Genomic DNA, 19,477 nt, shown 5'->3' on the forward strand with positions numbered 1-19,477 from the left:
GATCCGTCCGCACAGCAGAAACGAAGGTGATTCCTCATGAAACAAACCGGTATCCGGTTATACCGCTATGCGGCGTTATTCAAGCGGCCGATCCTGATTGCGCTCATCCTGCTGACCGCAGCCGTCTGCGCGGAGCTGGCCGGACCGCTTGTCGCCAAACAAATGATCGATCGCCATATTCTCGGCGTGGAATATCCCTGGTACGAGGCGGCCAAAGGAAGCAAAGACGCCGTCGTCTACGATGGCAAGGCGTACAAACGGCAAGACCGCTGGGCGGAAGGCGAAACAAAGGGACGCGAAGTCCGGGTGCTGCAGGTCGGGCGCGGCTACTATTTCGTCGACGGCCCGCTCCGCTTCGACGGTCAGCGCAGCGTGCAAGGACATGAACTGACAGTGGTCGGCGATGGCGAAAAAAAGGCCGTTTATCCGATGCGGGAGCTGACGACGACGCAGCTTTATGCCTTTTACGAACCGGAATTCGGGCGGCTCGTCGTGCTGGCGGCCTGTTATTTCGGGCTAATCGTGCTAAGCGCTCTCTTGGTTTACGGGGAGAAGTACCTGCTGCAGACAACCGCCAACCGGATCATTCAGAAGATCCGCAAGGACGTTTTCGCCCAAGTCGGACGGCTGCCCGTCAACTATTTCGACAACCTGCCCGCAGGCAAAGTCGTGTCGCGCATTACGAACGATACCGAATCGATCCGCGAGCTGTACGTCAACGTGCTGTCGAACTTTTTTTCCGGTATCGTCTACATGGTGGCCATCCTCGGCGCGTTGTTCTTTCTCGACGCGAAGCTGGCGCTGATCGCGCTTCCGCTGGTGCCGATCCTCTACGTGTGGATCGTCGTATACCGCCGTTTCGCCTCCAGATACAACCATGCGATCCGTTCCAGACTCAGCGACATCAACGGAATGATCAATGAATCGATTCAAGGAATGCCGATCATCCGGGCGTTCCGCCGTCAGAAGGAGACGCTCGAAGAGTTCGAAAAGCTTAACGAGCAGCATTTTACGTACAAGAACAAGCTGCTCAGCTTAAATTCGATCACCTCGCATAATCTGATGAGCATCGTCCGGAACGTTATTTTTCTGACCGTCATCTGGATGTTCGGCGGCGGCTGGCTCGGCACGCTTGTTACAGTCGGGATGCTGTACGCCTTCGTGGATTACATGAACCGGATGTTCCAGCCAATCGTCGGCATTGTGAACCAGCTCAGCAATCTGGAAACGGCCCTTGTGTCAGCAGAGCGCGTGTTCGAGCTGCTGGACGAGAAAGGCACCGAGGTGGCCGAAGGCAAGCTGGAGCGCTATAAAGGAAACGTCGCCTTCGAGAACGTCTCGTTCGCCTACAAGCCCGGCGACGACGTGCTCAAAAACATTACGTTCCGCGCCCGCTCGGGCGAGACTGTCGCGCTTGTAGGCCATACCGGCTCCGGCAAAAGCTCGATCCTGAACCTGCTGTTCCGGTTCTACGAGGTCCGGGAAGGACAAATTCTCATCGACGGCCGGGATATCCGGGACATTCCGCAGCAGTTGCTCCGCCAGCATATGGGGATTGTGCTGCAGGACCCGTTCCTGTTCACCGGAACGATCGCCTCCAACGTCAGCATGGACGATCCCTCCATTACTCGGGAGCAGGTGGAGCGGGCGCTTCGCGATGTCGGCGCATACGAGATGTTCGCCGCAATGCCCGGAGGCATCGACGAGCCCGTCGTCGAGAAAGGCAGCACGCTTTCCGCGGGTCAGCGGCAGCTCATTTCGTTTGCCCGAGCGCTGGCATTCGACCCGGCGATTCTCATCCTGGACGAAGCTACAGCCAGCATCGACACGGAAACGGAAGCCATTATTCAAGCGGCGCTGGAGGTGCTGAAGAAAGGCCGGACTACCTTTATCATCGCGCATCGGCTGTCGACCATCAAAGCAGCAGATCAAATCCTCGTCCTCGACCGGGGTGAAATTAAAGAAAGCGGGACCCACGACGAGCTGATGCAGCTCGGGGGAAGATATTATCAAATGTACCGGCTGCAATCGGGTGAGCTGTCGGCGGAGAAAGCTTCCAAAAACAGGACTACCGAAGGAGCTGTGTCCGGGACGGCTATGGTATAATATGGTCATCACGCCTCAGGGAGGTACCCTATGTCCGTTATCTTTATCTTTGTCCTTGTTATCATCGTTGTGTTGATCGTTGTCGCTACTTCCAAATCCGGAAGAACGAACCAGCGGCGGCCGGTGCCGGTCCGCAGGACGAGGCTGCCTGCGCGAACGCCGGCAAAGCCGGATTACCGGAGCGAGCCGCGACCGGCCGGACTCGGACTTCAGCCCGGCGTTCCGCTGAAGCCGGCTGCAGACCGGCTGGAGCAAGTGCTGCAAGCGGAATACGGCGACCGGCTGCGGAAGCGGGTGCTCGACAAATATCCCTCTATGAGCGAGGCCGAATACGAATGGAAGCTGCTGGAGCTGAAACGATACTTTTTGATGACGGCCGTGATGAAAGAGGTGCCGATGTTCAGCGAAGCGGTCGACGACATCTGGCACGAGATGCTGATGTTCACTCGGGAGTACCAGCGCTTTGGAGAAACGCTGCTCGGCGCGACGATTCACCATGCGCCGCATACGGACGGCAGGCCGGACCCGGGCGGGCGAGCCTGGTTCGATTGGGTGTACGCGCACCTGTTCGCGGCTACGCCGTTTACGGCGGAAATCTGGGGAAGCTTTTTCCGCTACCCGTTCGATCGGCAGCGGATCGACGCGCTGAGCTCGGAGAGCGAGGCGGAGCTTGAGCAGCGGTGGTTCAATCAGAAAGCGGCGGTCCAGTTCCCTGAAATCGGGCAAACGGTCCGATGGTTAATCGAGCAGGCGAAGGACCAGCTGCGGCAGGCGGCGGTTAATCCGACCTACGCGGAGCGGCCTTCCGAATCGCACGGCCCTTCCTTCATGCCGTATTTGGCCGGCGCGATGCTGTTCTATTCAGTCACGGAATGGACCAACTTCGAAGAACAGATGCAAGGGCTGCTCCCGGAGGAAGAAGCCGAGGAAGAAGCCAAGCGCGAGGCGGGGCACCCATCTTCCTCCAGCGGCTGCGGCAGCGGCATCTGGTCCGATAACCGCGGCGACGGCGATAACGGCGGCGGCGGTTCGTCTGGAAGCTGCTCGTCCTCAAGCTGCTCATCCTCCTCAAGCTGCTCCTCTTCGTCAAGCTGCGGTGGCGGCGGAGGCGACTGATCTATAGACAGAGAAAGCCAAGAGACAGCAAAAGCCAAGCGTCCTTTTTCAGGGTGGCTTGGCTTTCTTTACGTGTTGAAGCCGTTCGCTTAGTGGTCAACGGTTACAGAACTTCCCAGTTATAATCACCGACAATTCCTATCTTTACCCCTCTAAAAATGTACGGTCAAAATACGTCTTGAAATTAGGATATAAAAACTCCAACGACGCTTTAAGCTCATCACGTTCGGTAGTTGCTTCGTCCAGATCAAATAAGACTTCGTGCTCGATCTGATAGATGGCACAACGATCTTCATCCGGGAGTTCCTTTAGATCGATACATACTATTTTGCCGTGCTCTGTATCCCATGAAAACGGGAGGTACCCCAATTTGCATAATAATGGATTATACATATTTTTAATACCATCTAACGGCTTATCTATCCCTTGTTCGGGTACTACGTCAAAATAATGATAATATGTAGATATAAAAGCCTTATACCATTCTGGAAAAGTTAGCCCAAATTCTTTTTCCAGCGCGCCAATATCGTCTTCACTCACAACAGAAGGAACCAGCTTCCAAATGGACCATTCATCTTCATCATCACCGTATTCCGCTGCTTTCATTTCATCCGGGACCCCCGGACTCATCCATCTGCCGAAACCTTCCTCGGTAACTTGATTATAGCGCTCGTAATAAGCTTCAAAGCCTTGTTTGATATAGTCGTGGATATTCATTGGCATACCCCTTTACGAACAAAAATGGATCATTCAGAACAGATCGGAGACGGTATCCCAATTGTAGAAGACCGGCAGCGCAATGCAGAGCAGCACCAGGAAGTAGCGGAACCCGCTTTCCTTGTACGAACCCGTTTCGATGGCCATAAATTTCGGCAGCAGCCGGAACTTGAACTTGATGGGCCACAGCAGCTCGACTCCCTGGTAATTAAACAAATCAATGAAGGCGTGTGACGCATACGCGAGCAAAAAGCTCCAGAACAGCAGTTCCGGAATCGGCATCAGCAGTGCGGCAATAGCGAACAGGAACAGGACGGAGTGCGTCATCGTCCGGTGCCGGACGTTCGTGAGCCGCAGCATGAACGACAGCGGAAAAAATACTTTGGCCATCGTCGATCCCGGTTTGTCGATGTCGGCCAACGGCCCTGCCAGGCAGCCAATCAGAAGCGCAGCGGCGGTTTCCCAGGACAGAAGCGGCACCTGAAAGTGCACCAGTACCCCTTCCGCGGCCAGCATACCGGCGACGCTGTGCGTTTTTTGCAGCATTCTTAAATCCTCCTTATTATTCTGTGTTGTCGCGGCCCGGTCAAGAGCTTCCCCATTATACCAAACATATGATCGCATTTCTACATCTCTCCCAACCGGATACAAATCTGTTTTCTGGAGGACCCTTTTTTTCTCTTCCTCTCGCCCCTTCCATCCGCAATTGTTAAGAAACCGTTAGCGCATGCCGTCCAAAACGACGGGACAAGCTAATTTTTATCTAACCGAAATATGCTAATCTTTTTTTGCCGGAAATGAGGCATTTGTCGAACCCGGATCGTCTATATAGAGGACGTTGTTCGAGGCCGATTTGGAGCTTCGTGCCGTCCCGTGCACTTTATTTCATCAGGAGGCTGCTTTATGCAAAAATTCATGCTGGTGCTTGCCGTTGTATTCGCCGTCAACTTTGCCGCCACAGGCTCGACGCCTGCTACGCGCGCAGACAACATCGGCCTCGTTACCGCGCACCGCGGCAGCTCGCATGCCGCACCCGAGAATACGGCGAGTTCGATTCGCCAAGCGATCAAGGACGGCGCGGACTATGCCGAGCTTGACGTTCAGGAGACGGCCGACGGAGTGATCGTGCTGATGCACGACGATAGCGCCAAACGGACGACGGGAATCAACAAGCCCATGTGGGAAATCCCGTACAGCGATTTGCGCCAAGCGAGCGCCGGCGATTGGTTTCACCCGCAATTTCGCCAAGAACGCGTCCCGACATTGGAAGAGATCATCGAGATCGCCCAAGGCAAAATCAAGCTCAACATCGAGCTTAAAAATAACGGTCATCAAAAACGGCTGGCCGAGGAAACTGTCAGCATTATCGAGCGCCGTAAATTTACGGCGGACTGTACGATAACGTCGTTCGATCCGGCGCTTTTGCGCAAAGTAAAGCAGCTCAATGCAAGCATTCGAACCGGCTTGATCGTAGGGCAGAAATCCGCAAAGCGCGAAGCGCTGTTTACGGACCGTAACTACGAAGTGCTCAGCGCCGCTTATCCTTTGGTCGACAAAGAGTTTATGCGTCTCGCCGCGCAGCATCGCAAGCAAGTGTTCGTCTGGACCGTCAACGACAAGAAGACGATGAACCGCATGCTGAAGCTCGGCGTCGACAGCATCATTACGAATGAGCCCGCACAGTTGGTCGAGCTTCTGCACCAGCGCCGCGCCAAGTCCTGACTTCCCTAAAGAACAGCAAAACCCGCCTTGTCGCAGTCCGCACGGACCCGATGGCGGGTTTGTTTTTAGCTCTTGCGAATGACGAATTCGTTCTCCATCATCGTCCACATGCCGGGATCTTCCATGCCAAGTCTCCACAAGGCGATGCCCCGAATGCCCAGACGATCGGCAAGCTGCATTTTCGACCGGATACTGGCCGCATTTTCAAACCAAACCTCGTGCTTGTTGCCGGATTCATCCGTATAAGCGAACATCGGCGTTTGCGTTTTCTCGTCGAAGATGACTTCTTTGTTATATTTTTTGGCTAAATTCATCGCCATGGCATAGGTCGCATACGTATTGCGTCCCGTCGTCAAGTTGAAATCGAAGCCGAACACCGACACGGCGGCCGAAATTTTGGAGGCGGGCATTTTGGTCAGCGCATATTTGACCACGCTTTCCATCCAGCCGATCGAGACGACGGGCCCCGGACCGCTTCCCGGCCAGCCGTGCTCGTTGTACAGCATGACCACAAGCTCGTCAACCGTCTGGCCCAGCACGGAATAGTTGAACGGCGCTGAGAACGGGTTCGTCGGCTCATCCGAAGTGCGCGACGGCGTATCGACCGAATAAAAATAGCCATGATCGCGCAAAGCGCTGCCAAGCTCCCGATAAAAGGCCGAGAGGCGCTCCCGGTCCTCGTAGCGCACATCCTCGAAGTCGATGTTGACCCCGTCGAAGTTGTAACGCTGAATCAGCGCGATCACGCTCAAGATGAATGCCTTGCGCGTATCCGGCGTAGCCAGCATCCCGCGGATGACTTCCTTGTTGACCTCCTGATGCCCTCGTTCGTACAACAAATTATGTACCGTCGGCAGCATTTTCACATTGTGGCGATGCCCGTGATCCACAACCTGCCGCATGTAGGCGTCGGTGAACGTTGCCGGAAATTTCTCAATTTCCGTCGGATGGGCCCGGTTAATGCGGAAATGAAACATGCCCACAGCGGACAGCTGCGCGGTATGCTCCACGAACACCTGATGTGAGCTGGGAAGCGTCGGTCCTTCCTTTTCCGTGTAAAAGCCCAGCACCTGCTGCACCGGGCGTTCCCCGCCGTGCGGAACGACCCGGACGAGGTCCCGGAGCACCCAGCCGACCCGCCCGTCGTACAGCTGGACGCGCACCCAGTCGCCTTCGATTCCCGTCACCGGCAGCCTGGCCCCCCGGTCCATCTGGTCGATGAGCGGCGATGTCGTTCCCGGATATTGACGGATGTTCGCCGTGTTCACATTGACGATGGCCTCCGTGTAGACGGGAATACGCAGCCTTTGTCCGACTTGCAAAGCCGTTGACGTCAATCCGTTCAAAATCATGATCGCTTGATACGTCGTCCCGTACTTTTGGGCAATCGAATAGAGGGAATCCCCCTGTTGAACAACATAAGTAATCATGGTCTTCTCCTTTGCGAAGCATGTTACTACTATTCGTATTCAGCAGAGGGACACAATACGATCGGTACGGGGAATTTTTTTGTCTGCCTGCAGCTGCCGGCTATCCGGAAAATATGATCCGAATCGGGTCGGCGCATGAGTTTTATCTCGAAGAAGTCATTCCCCGGCTTCCTAAGCTAGGCCTCTGCACCATTAACCATTTCGGAACGGCCGATCAATTGCTGGAGCTGCTGAAGGAAGATAAAGTAGATATCCTCATTACATCCAAAAAGGTTGTGACCCCGGGAATTGAGTATGTGAAGCTGTACGACGAACAGTTTGTCGTGGTAGCCCCTGCCCGGCTGGAAGTGCTTGAAACGGATAGTCTGAAGCGTAGAGAACAGTGGCTCGCCGCCCAAAATTGGATCAGCTATGGCTTGGAGCTGCCGATTATACGAAGGTTTTGGAGAGAACACTTTAAAAAACGTCCGCTTATTAAGCCTGTCCATGTCATTCCTAATTTGCATATCATTTTAAAAGCTATCGAGATCGGCGAAGGTTTAAGCATGATGCCTACCTACCTGCTGGAAAAATCGATGAGCGAGCGGACCAAAGTGATCTACGGGGATTTGTCCGTAAAAAACGAAATCTTTTTCGCCTATAAAATGAAGCATAAGCATCTGCCCGAAATTCACGAGCTGATGAAGCTTATCCGCAAAAACGATCTATAAATAAATTTATGAACGATTGTACGGAAGGCACAATGGCCGTTTTCAATAGTAAAAAGCCCGGCACCTTAATGGTACCGGGCTTCTTTCGCCGCGCAATGAGCGATAGGCTCCTGCGCTTATACGTTCATCGTCAGAGATTAGTTTTTCCGGGAGGTTAATTGGGCTTGCGTAAACAGCAGCAAATAATCGTAGCCGCCCGCTTTGGAATCCGTGCCGGACATGTTGAACCCGCCGAACGGATGCACGCCAACCAAGGCGCCGGTACACTTGCGGTTGATGTACAGATTGCCGCAGTGCATCGTCTCCAGCGCTTCCTCGATCCGGTCTTCGTCCGAGGAGAAGAATGCGCCCGTCAAGCCGAATTCGGTATCGTTATACAGCGCAATCGCTTCTTTCCAGTCCTTCGCTTTGCCGATGGCGAGCACCGGCCCGAAAATCTCCTCTTGCATGATCCGCGCTTTGCCGTCCACGTCGGCAAATACCGTCGGCTCGATATAATAACCGTTGCCTTCTGCCTTGCCGCCGCCGGCAAGCAGCTTGCCTTCCGTCTTGCCAATCTCGATGTAATTCAAAATTTTGTCGTAGGAGCCTTGATCGATAACCGGCCCGACCGGGGCGTTGGTTTCCGGCAGCCCGACTTGCAGGGCTTTTGTCAATTCGACGACCTTCTCGACCACTTCGTCGTACACGGACTCGACGATGAACGCGCGCGAGCCGGCGGAGCATTTCTGGCCTTGGAAGCCGAAGGCCGAAGCGACAATCGCTTGGGCCGACGCTTGAAGATCGGCCGTTTCGTCGACGACAATCCCGTCTTTTCCGCCCATCTCCGCAATGACGCGCTTGATCCAGATTTGCCCTGGAGCCGCCTCCGCCGCCAAGCGGTTGATGCGCAGCCCGATTTCCTTGGAGCCGGTAAAGCTGACGAAGCGCGTTTTCGGATGCGTCGTCAAGTAATCGCCGACTTCCGCGCCGCTGCCCGGAATATAGTTAATGACACCGGCAGGCAGTCCCACTTCTTCCATCAACGCCACGAATTTATGGGCGATGACCGGCGTCGTGGACGCAGGCTTGAGCAGAACGGTGTTGCCGGATACGACGGCGGCCGTCGTCATGCCTACGCAAATCGCCAGCGGGAAGTTCCACGGAGGAATGACGACGCCGACGCCAAGCGGAATGTACGTCAGGTGGTTCGTCTCACCCGCGATCTTCGTCAAAGGCTGGGTTTCGTTAGTACGACTCAGACGCAGCATTTCCCGGGCATAAAACTCGATGAAGTCGATCGCTTCCGCGGTATCGGCATCGGCTTCCGCATAGTTTTTGCCGGACTCCAGAATCATGAGCGCGGAAAACTCATGCTTGCGCTGACGCATCAGCTCCGCCGCTTTAAACAAATAGCCCGCGCGATCCGCAGCCGGAACTCGTTTCCACGATTCGAACGCCTGCAAAGCCACCTGCATCGCCTCTTCGGCCAAAGCTTGGTCCGCTTTGCTGACGCGACCGATCACTTCATCCTTGTCTCCCGGGTTAATTGATACGATTTGCGTGTCGGTCATCACTTGTTTGCTGCCGATATGCAGCGGGTAATCCCGGCCAAGCTCAGCCTTGACCTTGGCGATCGCGGCTTCCATCGCCTGCTTGTTCTCTTCCTTGCTGAAATCCGTAAAAGGCTCATTTACAAAAGGCTTAACATTTGTCAACGTATTCATCGATTAGTCCCCTCTCCATGATCGGAATGAATTATTTAAACATATTTTTCAGCACAAACCAGACATTCGCCGGACGCTCCGCCAGCCGCCGCATGAAGTAACCGAACCAATCGATCCCGTACGGAACGTAGACGCGCACCTTGTAGCCTTCTGCGACTAAACGGTTTTGCAGTTCTTCACAAATCCCGTAAAGCATCTGGAACTCAAAGCGGTCGTTCGGGATGCCGTGCTCTTTGACAAGCTGCTTCGTAAACGAGATCATGTTCTCGTCATGGCTCGCAATCGCCGTATAGTTTCCGTTCAGCAGGTGCATTTTGATAATCTTCTTGTAATTCTCGTCGACATCTTTCTTTTCCGGGAAGGCCACCTTCGGAGACTCCTTGTAGGCCCCCTTCACCAAACGCAAATTCGCCTGAAGCTCGTTCAAATCCTGTATATCCTGCTCTGTGCGGAACAAGTACGCCTGAATGACGATGCCGACATTGTCATAGGTCTGACGAAGCTCGCGGTAAATATCAAGCGACACTTGACAATGGGCGTAATCCTCCATATCGATCCGCACGAAATTGCCGTATTCCCGGGCTTTGTCCAAAATCCTGCGCATGTTGCTCATGCACAGCTCTTTGTCGATATCCAGCCCAAGCGAAGTCATCTTCAGGGAAAGATTGGATTGAACGCCCGATTCCGCGATCGCGTCCAATGTTCGCAGACACATTTCGGTCGATTCCATGGCCTCAGCCTCGGTGGAAATAAACTCGCCCAAATGGTCCAACGTGACGACCCGGCCGGACTGATTCAGCTTGCGAACCACTTCAATCGACTGCGCGATCGTTTCGCCTGCGACGAAGCGGGCCGCACCGAAGCGCAATCCGTACCGTTTTGCCAATTGGTTCGCGGAGCGGTTTTTTCCTATCGCTTGAAACATATTCCGCATGAGCACTTCCATGGAATACCGAATCCTCCTTCTAGAATCATGCATTGTTGTCTAATGAAAGCGTTATCCATATTCAAATTATACAATCAAAAGGCAAATTTGTACATATATTTAACAATAATTTTGTTTATTCTTTTAATTTGTCTATTTTTGAACAACTCTGGACTTAAAAATCAAACAGGCTGTACAGCATGGACGAAAAAAGAACGAGCCATCAATGAACCCCTAGGTAAGCCTTGACCACGTTGTCGTCTGCAAGCAGATTGACGGCGCTGTCTTCCATCGTAATGGAGCCCGTTTCCAGCACGTAGCCGCGATGCGCCAATTTGAGCGCCGCCTTGGCGTTCTGCTCGACCAGCAAAATCGTCGTGCCCCTCTGTTGGTTGATCTGTTTGATGATCTTCATCATGTCGATGACGACGATCGGGGCAAGCCCCATGGAAGGCTCGTCCAGCATCAGTAGCTTAGGCTCCGACATGAGAGCCCGGCCGATGGCCAGCATCTGCTGCTCCCCGCCGCTTAACGTTCCGGCCATTTGCTTGCGGCGCTCGGCCAGCCGGGGGAACATTTGAAAGACCATGTCCAGATTTTGCGCCAGCTTAGCCTTGTCTCTTTTCTTGATGAAAAATCCGAGCTCCAGGTTTTCCGTCACCGTGAGGCCTCCGAACACCCTGCGCCCCTCCGGCACGTGCACGACGCCCATTTCCACGATCGTATGCGGCTCTTTTTTCGTCAGGTCCTCGCCCATAAACGCGATGCTGCCTTGAGCCGGGCGGATCAGACCCGATATCGTTTTCAGAATCGTGCTTTTGCCGGAGCCGTTGGCCCCAAGCAGCGCGACGATTTCCCCCTGCTGTACCGTAAAATCGACACCGCGGACCGCCTGGATTTTGCCGTAAAAGGTTTCCATGCGCTTCACGTCGAGAATGATGCTCATACCGCCTCATCCTCCTCTTCCTTGCCCAGATAGGCTTCAATCACCCGGGGATCGTTCAGCACGTCCTGCGGCGTGCCTTCCGCCAGCTTTTGCCCGTAATTCAGCACCATCATGTGATCGGAAACTTGGTTGATCAGTCCCATATCGTGCTCGATCAAGACGACGGGAATGCGGTAAGCTTCGCGGATTCGTCCGATCAGACCGATCAGATCCCGCTTTTCGCTGAAGTTGAAGCCCGCTGCCGGCTCGTCCAGAAAAAGGATTTTCGGCTGAATCGCCAAGGCGCGCGCAATTTCCAAATACCGCTGAGCCCCGTAAGGCAGATTCTTGGCCAGCCTGTCCGTGTACGCTTCAATCCCGACAAAACGGATGCACTCCTCGGCCACCTGCCGAATCCAGGCTTCTTCCTTGCGATGACCGGGCGTGCGCAGCAGCGCTCCCAGCAGCCCTTGCTTCGTTCTGGAGTGCATACCGGCCATCACGTTCTCCAGCACGGTCAAGTTCGGAAATACGCGCAGGTTCTGGAACGTGCGGGCCATGCCCATCGACGTAATCCGGCTCGGCCTCTTCCCGGCGATATTCACGCCGTCAAATACAATTTCGCCGCGCGTCGGCCGGTAAAAGCCCGTAATCATATTGAACAAAGACGTTTTCCCGGCTCCGTTCGGCCCGATGATACTCATCACGGCATTGTCCGGAATGTCAAAGCTCAGATTGTTCACGGCCGTCAATCCGCCGAATTGGAGATGCAGATTGGAAATTCGCATGTTCGCCATTTCGCTCACCTCGGATTGCTTATTCTTTACCCCGGCTTTCGGGAACGAGTCCTTGCGGGCGGAAAATCATCAGGATCACCAGCGCGACGCCGAAGACAAGGTAACGGTAACGTTCGATATCGATATCCAAATGAATGAGCTTATTCAGATCCCGAAGCGACTCGGGAAGAACGATGACGATGATCGCGCCGATCACGACGCCGGAAATCCGGCCCAGACCGCCCAAGACCACCGCCAGCAAAATCATGACCGACTGCATGAAGTTGAAGCTTTCGGGCGCAATTGCCGTCATTTTGACGGCAAATACCGCGCCGGCCAGTCCGCCGAAAAAGGCTCCCACCGAATAGGCGGCCAGCTTGCTGCGCACCCGGTTAATGCCCATCGCTTCCGCCGCGTCCTCATCCTCTCGGATGTACGCCCAAGAGCGCCCGATTCTCGATTGCCCGAGCCGCTTGGAAGCCACGATCGCAACGACCGCCAAAATCAGTATCGCCCAATAGCAGTACGTCAGGTTGTTGATCGTCATTCCCATGAAGGTCACTGAGGCGGGAAACGGGCTCATGATGCCGTAAATCCCGGAGGCTCCGCCGGTAAATTCAAGATTTTTGGCCGATATTTTAACAATTTCACCGAAGCCCAGCGTGACGATCGCCAGATAGTCACTGCGCAGCCGGAGGGTCGGCGCCCCGATAATGAGGCCGGCCACGGCGGCGAATATTCCGCTAAGCGCAAGGGCCAGGAAAAAATTCATTTGAAACTGCGTCATGAAAATGCCCGTCGTATAGGCGCCGACCGCGAAAAACGCGGAATACCCGAGGTCGAGCAGCCCGGCGTAGCCGACAACAACGTTCAGTCCGAGCCCCAGAACGATATAGAACACGGTGAGAAAGCCGACGTCCAGCCAATAAGGTCCGGCGAAGAAAGGGAACAATGCGGCCAGCACCATCAGCGCCACGAGCGCCGACGATTTGGCATTCATTTTTGGGCGGTTTAAAACAACGGTTTGCTTCGGCGCATTTTCCATACGTTACATCCTCTCCGTCGCTTTTTGGCCTAATATGCCCGTCGGTTTGACAACCAGCAGGGCGATGAGAATGAAGAACGCAAAAACATCCTTCCATTCGCCGCCGAATTGGTACGTGCCGATCGTCTCCAGCACACCCAGCGTCAAGCCGCCGAGCATCGCCCCGCGAATGCTGCCGATTCCGCCGATGACAGCCGCCGTAAAGGCCTTCATGCCAAAAATAAAGCCCATCGTAAACGTAAGGCTGCCGTAATAGCTGGCATTCATCATGCCGGCGGCAGCGGCCAGGAAAGAACCGACGAAGAACGTCAGCGAAATCACTTTCGTCACGTTGATGCCAACCAGACTGCTGGCCGTCGGATCGATCGCAATTGCCCGCATCGCCTTGCCGTAAATCGTCCGGTGGACGAACAACTGCAAAGCGACCATTAATATTGCCGAGACGACGATGATTCCGATCTGGGCATACGTAATTTTGGTTCCGAGCAAGGAAAACCCAGTTGTCGGCAGCGTCACGGGCATAATATACGGCTTGGCGCCATAAGCGGCCATAATCGTATTTTCAAGCACCAGCGACATGCCGACCGCGGTAATCAATATCGATAAACGGGGAGCCTTCAGCAGCGGCCTGTAGGCGATCCGTTCGATTCCCATCCCTAAAAATCCGGTGACGACCATCGCGATGAGAAAAGCCAATCCCAACCCCAGCAAGCTTTCTCCCGTACCAGTCAGCTTGGCCAATACCGTGTAGCCGACGAAGGCGCCGACCATGAACACATCGCCGTGTGCAAAATTGAGCAGTTTAATGATGCCGTATACCATCGTGTAACCGAGTGCAATCAAGGCATAAAAGGAACCTACGATCAAAGCGTTGATCAACTGCTGCACAAAAATGTCGGTGGTAAGCTGAAATTCCATCGGACCGCTCCTTTCTGAAAAATACGCGGCACGATCCTCGTATGCCGCGCGTTTGAGCTTCAACGTTCGATCTTACTTCGAAGGAGCGAAATTGCCTTCTTTGACTTGCAGTACAACGAAATTGGACTTCTTCAACGTGCCCTGCGGGGTGAAGGAAACTTGTCCGGTGAGCGTTTTCAAATCGGATTTGGCCAAAGCTTCGGTAATCGCCTTCTTGTCGGTGGAGCCTGTGCGCTTGATCGCATCAGCCATCACTTTGATTCCGTCGTATTGCAGTGCGGAGTACGGACCTGGCTCCTGGGAGAACTTGGCTTTATAATCATCGATGAATTTCTTCGCCTCCGGCAGGAATTCCGCCGCCGGGCTGCCGGTGATGAACGTGCCTTCGGCCGCATCTTTACCGGCAATGTCGATTAGCATCTTGTCGTTCGCTCCGTCGCCGACTCCAATGATGCCGGAAACGCCTTGCTGCTTGAATTGCTTAATGAACAGGCCTCCACCCTTATAGTACGCCGTCCAGTACGTCGCGTCCGGCTGCGCTTGCTTCAGCTTGGACACCAGCGAGGAGAAGTCCGTTTCGTCCGGGTTCACGGCGTCGAATACGACGACTTTCGAACCAGCGCTCGCGCTCTCCACCTGCTTCTTCGTCACTTCCGCCAAGTCTTTGGCGAAAGCGGAGTTGTCGTGAATAATCGCAACTTTTTTCGCTCCGATCTTATTGACCATATGCTTCGTCGCCATCTGCGCCTGATGCAGCCCCGTGCCGTTGATCATGAAGATTTCCGGAAATTTCTGATCGGCGATTTTTTGCGAGTCGGCTGCCGTAACGACCATTGGGATGCCGTTTTGATGGAACACGCCGGTAGCCGGGATCACCGCACCGGAGCAATAGCCGCCGACGACGGCGGTTACGCCCTCGGATACGAGCTTGTTGGCGGCAGCCGTAGCGGTCTGCGGATCGCAAGCGTCGTCTTGAGCGACAAGCTTTATTTTGCTGCCGTTAATTCCGCCCTCGGCGTTGATCTCGACGGCCGCCAATTCCGCCGCCTGCTTCATGTCCTGGCCCATTTTGGCCTCGTTGCCGCTCAACGGGAACATCATTCCGATTTTAATTTCCTTGCCCGAGGCCGACCCTTCCGCCGCACCTGTCGCAGGCTTCGCTCCGTCGGGATTTCCTCCGCATGCTGTAAGCGATAACATTCCTAAAATAACGGCCCCAATTCCAATTAACGTTTGCTTTTTCATCGTTTTAGACGACCTCCCGAGACTTTATTTTTATGAAGCGACAAAGCAATCTTTTCACAAAACTTCTGTATGGGATTTCTCAGCAAGCTTTCGCCACCATCACGCAGCAAAGCAGCGCAAGATTAAAGCGAACGGGTACATCAAGTATGGGCAACAAAGCATGAATGGCTTGATGAGCAACATGGTGTCGGAGAGAAGGTTGGTTCAACCGATGGAGTATAGTGGATTTTCGTATCTTACTTTATTTTACTTAATTCTCACTTTTTTCATCTTTCACGCACTAATTATACATACTATTTGTTATTTTGTACATACTATTACCAAAAAACTTTGTGTTATTTGTTTTTATGTTCAAAAATGAACATATTCTACACGGGAAATAATCCAAACGACCGCTTGCATTCAGTTGTAACGCGTTCTCTTTCATGTTAATTTAATTATAAAACCTAATGTGAGGCCGCCTATGTTCAATGCTGAACAATTACCTATTCATCGACAACTGCATATGCTTCCTCTTCATTCGACAATCGGCGAAATTTCGACACGCCTGCGTCAGGACACCGCCGTCTGTATCCAGAAGGATAACGGCGTTTACTTGCTTACTGCCGGGGATCTTTGGCTTTTCGAGCACGGGCACGATAACACGGTCGACGAATTGCCCGGCAGCCTGAATCTACTATCTCCCGTACTCCCTTATTCGGAGGCATCCGCCGGGAACTATGAAAGCTTCATGGGGCTGCCTGCCGCGACCCAGCGGCCTGTCGTCTTTCGGGAAGCGGACGGAACGGTGGTCGGCTACAGCTATATGGCCGAGCTGCTAACCTTCGTTTATAAAGAACAGCAGCGGCTTGCCTCCTACTTCTTCACGTTGGCCGAAACGGTAACCGATGCGGTCACGGTCGTCGACCAAACCGGCACGGTGATCTGCTGGAATACCGTCGCCGAAGAGACGTACGGCATCGCCAAGAAAGATATATTGGGAAGACGCATCGGCGAGCATTTCCAGCCGGAAGCGCTCATGGTGCTCCGGATGCTGGATGAAGGCCGGATGATCCGCAATACGTATCACCGCCCGCGTCCCGGCAATCACGTGCTCGTTAACGCTTCTCCCGTTGTGGATTATAAGGGCCAAATTATCGGCGGGATTGCCACGGAGCAGGATATCACCCAACTAGTCCGCCTGAACGACGAGCTTTCTTCGACCCATATGGCGCGCTTCGACGAACAAGCAAGCCAAGAGGACCCCTTTTCCTTCATCAAGGGCAAAGGCGAGCTCATTGGCAATGCGATCCGGCTGGCGCGAAAAGTAGCCGGTGCCGAAAATCCTTTGCTGGTCATTGGGGAAGCCGGTGTGGGCAAGGAACAGCTCGCCCAAGTGATCCATCAGGCCAGCCCGCGGGCCGACAAGCCGTTCATGACGCTGCATTGCGGTTCCATTCCGGCCGGATTGCTGGAAACGGAGCTTTTCGGCTTTCAGGGAGGCGCATTCTCGGGCAATCCGACCGGCAGCGCCGGAAAATTGGAATTGGCCGATCAAGGCACGCTGTTCCTGAACGAGATCGACCGGCTGCCGCCGGACATTCAAGCGAAGCTGTCGCAGTATATTCAGACGCAAACGGTTGTCCGGACAGGCGGGACTTCGCCGATTCCGGTGCACGCCCGCATTATCGCGGCGACCGATCAGGATTTGCAGAAGATGGTCGAAAAGCAGCTGTTCCGGTCCGATTTATATTACGCACTGAACGTCATTTCCATCGCGCTGCCTGCGCTTCGCGAGCGAAAGGAAGACATCCCTTCGCTGGTGCAAACGTTCGTCAGACAATTCGCGCTGCAGTATCAAAAGCCGGTTCCGCAGCTTGATCCCGAAGTTATGCTGGCATTCTCCAATTACGATTGGCCGGGGAATATCAACGAACTGATGAGCGTCGTCGAACGATGCTTGATTCTCAGCGAAAACGAACGCATTACGATGGCCAATCTCCCTCCGCATTTGCAAAAGGAGCAGCCGCAGTTGGACAAGCCCAACGCGGAGCAGCCCGACCAGCATTTGAGAATATTAAAAACGAGGAATACCGAGGAAGAGGAAAAATCGTTAATCGCAGACGCCTTGGCGAAGACGCTCGGCAACAAGAGCGCCGCAGCGAAGCTGTTAGGCATTTCCCGGGGAACCCTGTACAACAAAATGAAGGAGCTTCATTTGGGATAACCCGGCCGACAAAATAATAGCGGTAACTCCGTGGGCATGACGATGCCGCCCTGCGGGGTTACCGTTTTTGCCGTTTTTGCCGTTTTTGCAGGATCGGCCTTCCTGCTTGCACAGAACGGAGCCGGGCCTGAGCCATGCAGCGCCTTCTTCAATGGCTGCTTCAAAATCGCCGGACATGCCCATTGACAGGTGCCGGACCCGCAGCCGAGCGCCCCCGCTTCGTTCAGCTCGTCTCGAAGCCTCCGCAGCAGCCTTGCCGTCCGGGCGTCGTTTGACCTCGCGAGCGTTATTGCAGTATCATGATATATTGTAATTAATAGAATAGGGTTAATCGGAATGAATGGAGGAATACAGATGAGCCGTATCGCAAAAAACTTAACGGATCTGATCGGAAATACCCCTTTGTTGGAATTATCCAATTATCATAAAAAACAAGAATTAAAAGCAACTCTGCTGGCCAAACTGGAATTTTTCAACCCAGCCGGGAGCGTCAAAGACCGGATCGGCTACGCCATGATCATCGACGCGGAGGAGCGGGGACTTATTCGTCCGCAGGAATCCGTCATCATCGAGTCGACAAGCGGTAATACCGGTATCGCCCTCGCTTCCGTAGCGGCCGCCCGGGGCTATAAGCTGATCCTGACCATGCCGGATACGATGAGCCGGGAACGGATCAATCTGCTGAAGGCGCTCGGCGCAAAGGTCGTGCTGACGCCGGGCGGCGAAGGGATGCCGGGCGCGATCCGCAAAGCGGACGAGCTGGCGGCGGAAACCCCGCATTCGTTCATCCCCCAGCAGTTTAATAACCCGGCCAATCCGGCGATCCACCGGAAGACGACGGCAGAGGAAATATGGGCGGACACGGACGGCAAAGTCGACATTTTTGTCGCAGGCGTCGGGACCGGCGGAACGGTGACGGGCGTCGGCGGAGTGCTGAAACGCCACAATCCGGCCGTGCGCATCGTTGCGGTGGAGCCGCACGATTCGCCCGTACTGTCCGGCGGCAAGCCCGGGCCTAACCAGATTCAGGGGCTGGGCGCGGGCTTCGTACCCGAAGTATTCGACCGGTCCGTCATCGACGAGATCGTCAAAGTGCGCACAGACGACGCTTACCGGACTTCCAGGCTGCTGGGACAGCAGGAAGGACTGCTGGTCGGCATATCGTCGGGCGCCGCGGCCTTTGCCGCTACGGAGCTGGCGATCCGTCCCGAGAATGAGGGAAAAACGATCGTCGTGCTGCTGCCGGATTCGGGCGAGCGCTACTTGTCAACCGACCTGTATCAGGAAGAATAACTACGCGGCGGCGCTGTACCCCGGAATACAAAAGAGACCTGGCAGCCTTCATCTCAGGCTCCGGTCTCCGGTGATCCGGTAGATATGCAACATTTCCAAGTAAATTAAAATATGAAGAATGTGTACTCCTATGGTCCCAGTCTATCAACCGCTTTATTTCTCACAACTGCCGGTCATGAACGCGCTTTGCCCCTATTTAATGACAAGGACGGGAATCCGGGCTTGCTGCACGACATGATGGCTCACGCTTCCAAGCACCCACTCGTTGAGGCCGGACAAGCCTCGGCTTCCGATCACGATGAGATCCGCCCCGATCTCCCCTGCATAATCCAAAACAGAGTCCGCAGGTTGACCTTGCAGCAAACTGGCTTTCGCGTTCGGAAGCCCGGCGATTTCCCGCTCCACTTGGTCGATGAGTGATTGGGCTTGCTGTATGTACTCAGCCACATAGCTTCGCGGAGGAGATACGACCGCTTCGCCGATGACGACAACGGGATGATGCAGAACATGTACGACCTCAAGCTTGGCGTTCGACTCTCCCGCCAGCTCTTTCGCTTTAGTCAAGGCTCTTTGGGACAACTCGGAACCGTCGTAAGCAACCAATATACTTGTAAACATGGCAACCATCCTTTCGGAA

Annotated in this window: 17 protein-coding genes; 6 read left to right on the top strand and 11 right to left on the bottom strand. The window is 54.3% G+C overall.

Annotation, left to right across the window (positions count from 1 at the left end; all coding sequences use genetic code 11):
* The first annotated feature begins 36 nt into the window (after positions 1-36).
* Together NLX71_RS04830 and NLX71_RS04835 are read left to right on the top strand one after the other, a co-directional pair.
* Positions 37-2,106 carry an ABC transporter ATP-binding protein gene (locus NLX71_RS04830; protein ID WP_254362363.1) on the top strand — a complete coding sequence of 690 codons (2,070 nt, stop codon included), beginning with the start codon at positions 37-39 and terminating at the stop codon, positions 2,104-2,106.
* Positions 2,107-2,136: 30 nt separating this feature from the next.
* The gene (locus tag NLX71_RS04835) at positions 2,137-3,222 is read left to right on the top strand and encodes a glycine-rich domain-containing protein (protein WP_254362364.1); all 1,086 of its coding nucleotides are present in this window, start codon (positions 2,137-2,139) and stop codon (positions 3,220-3,222) included.
* Positions 3,223-3,366: 144 nt separating this feature from the next.
* Here NLX71_RS04835 and NLX71_RS04840 read toward each other — a convergent pair whose 3' ends face one another.
* Together NLX71_RS04840 and NLX71_RS04845 are read right to left on the bottom strand one after the other, a co-directional pair.
* Positions 3,367-3,939 (bottom strand): SMI1/KNR4 family protein, encoded by a 573-nt coding sequence (locus NLX71_RS04840; RefSeq protein WP_254362365.1) that lies wholly within the window; start codon positions 3,937-3,939, stop codon positions 3,367-3,369.
* Positions 3,940-3,972: 33 nt separating this feature from the next.
* Positions 3,973-4,485, bottom strand: coding sequence for a metal-dependent hydrolase (locus NLX71_RS04845; RefSeq protein ID WP_254362366.1), 513 nt, complete (start codon positions 4,483-4,485; stop codon positions 3,973-3,975).
* A 357-nt stretch (positions 4,486-4,842) separates the two neighbouring features.
* Here NLX71_RS04845 and NLX71_RS04850 point away from each other — a divergent pair, with 357 nt between their 5' ends.
* On the top strand, positions 4,843-5,661 hold the full coding sequence (locus NLX71_RS04850) for a glycerophosphodiester phosphodiesterase (protein WP_254362367.1): 819 nt from the start codon (positions 4,843-4,845) through the stop codon (positions 5,659-5,661).
* Between the two features lie 65 nt (positions 5,662-5,726).
* Here NLX71_RS04850 and NLX71_RS04855 read toward each other — a convergent pair whose 3' ends face one another.
* Positions 5,727-7,091 (bottom strand): glycosyl hydrolase family 18 protein, encoded by a 1,365-nt coding sequence (locus NLX71_RS04855; protein ID WP_254362368.1) that lies wholly within the window; start codon positions 7,089-7,091, stop codon positions 5,727-5,729.
* 113 nt (positions 7,092-7,204) lie between these two features.
* Here NLX71_RS04855 and NLX71_RS04860 point away from each other — a divergent pair, with 113 nt between their 5' ends.
* Positions 7,205-7,801, top strand: a complete 597-nt coding sequence (locus tag NLX71_RS04860) for a substrate-binding domain-containing protein (protein ID WP_254362369.1) — start codon at positions 7,205-7,207, stop codon at positions 7,799-7,801.
* A 137-nt stretch (positions 7,802-7,938) separates the two neighbouring features.
* Here the strand turns inward: NLX71_RS04860 and pruA are convergent, their stop codons facing one another.
* The 7 genes from pruA to NLX71_RS04895 all read right to left on the bottom strand — a co-directional run bounded on the left by pruA (position 7,939) and on the right by NLX71_RS04895 (position 15,341).
* On the bottom strand, positions 7,939-9,507 hold the full coding sequence (gene pruA, locus NLX71_RS04865) for an L-glutamate gamma-semialdehyde dehydrogenase (RefSeq protein WP_254362370.1): 1,569 nt from the start codon (positions 9,505-9,507) through the stop codon (positions 7,939-7,941).
* A gap of 31 nt (positions 9,508-9,538) precedes the next feature.
* Positions 9,539-10,453, bottom strand: coding sequence for a proline dehydrogenase family protein (locus NLX71_RS04870; protein WP_254362371.1), 915 nt, complete (start codon positions 10,451-10,453; stop codon positions 9,539-9,541).
* 202 nt (positions 10,454-10,655) lie between these two features.
* Entirely contained in the window at positions 10,656-11,378 is a 723-nt protein-coding gene (locus NLX71_RS04875) for an ABC transporter ATP-binding protein (protein WP_254362372.1), read from the bottom strand.
* Entirely contained in the window at positions 11,375-12,154 is a 780-nt protein-coding gene (locus tag NLX71_RS04880) for an ABC transporter ATP-binding protein (protein ID WP_254362373.1), read from the bottom strand. The genes NLX71_RS04875 and NLX71_RS04880 overlap by 4 nt, the downstream gene beginning before the upstream one ends.
* A gap of 19 nt (positions 12,155-12,173) precedes the next feature.
* On the bottom strand, positions 12,174-13,178 hold the full coding sequence (locus NLX71_RS04885) for an ABC transporter permease subunit (protein ID WP_254362374.1): 1,005 nt from the start codon (positions 13,176-13,178) through the stop codon (positions 12,174-12,176).
* Positions 13,179-13,181: 3 nt separating this feature from the next.
* On the bottom strand, positions 13,182-14,096 hold the full coding sequence (locus NLX71_RS04890; protein ID WP_254362375.1) for a branched-chain amino acid ABC transporter permease: 915 nt from the start codon (positions 14,094-14,096) through the stop codon (positions 13,182-13,184).
* 72 nt (positions 14,097-14,168) lie between these two features.
* Positions 14,169-15,341 carry a branched-chain amino acid ABC transporter substrate-binding protein gene (locus tag NLX71_RS04895; protein ID WP_254362376.1) on the bottom strand — a complete coding sequence of 391 codons (1,173 nt, stop codon included), beginning with the start codon at positions 15,339-15,341 and terminating at the stop codon, positions 14,169-14,171.
* Between the two features lie 463 nt (positions 15,342-15,804).
* On the opposite strand from NLX71_RS04895, the gene NLX71_RS04900 reads away from it, so the two are divergent.
* Both NLX71_RS04900 and cysK read left to right on the top strand, forming a co-directional pair.
* A complete protein-coding gene (locus tag NLX71_RS04900) occupies positions 15,805-17,547 on the top strand; it encodes a sigma-54 interaction domain-containing protein (RefSeq protein WP_254362377.1) in 1,743 nt (580 codons plus the stop codon).
* Between the two features lie 354 nt (positions 17,548-17,901).
* A complete protein-coding gene (gene cysK, locus NLX71_RS04910; protein WP_254362378.1) occupies positions 17,902-18,840 on the top strand; it encodes a cysteine synthase A in 939 nt (312 codons plus the stop codon).
* 192 nt (positions 18,841-19,032) lie between these two features.
* Here the strand turns inward: cysK and NLX71_RS04915 are convergent, their stop codons facing one another.
* Positions 19,033-19,458: a universal stress protein gene (locus NLX71_RS04915; protein ID WP_254362379.1), complete on the bottom strand. Its 426-nt coding sequence runs from the start codon at positions 19,456-19,458 to the stop codon at positions 19,033-19,035.
* Between the last annotated feature and the right edge of the window lie 19 nt (positions 19,459-19,477).

The sequence above is a fragment of the Paenibacillus sp. MZ04-78.2 genome, assembly GCF_024213375.1.
Taxonomy (GTDB): domain Bacteria; phylum Bacillota; class Bacilli; order Paenibacillales; family NBRC-103111; genus Paenibacillus_G.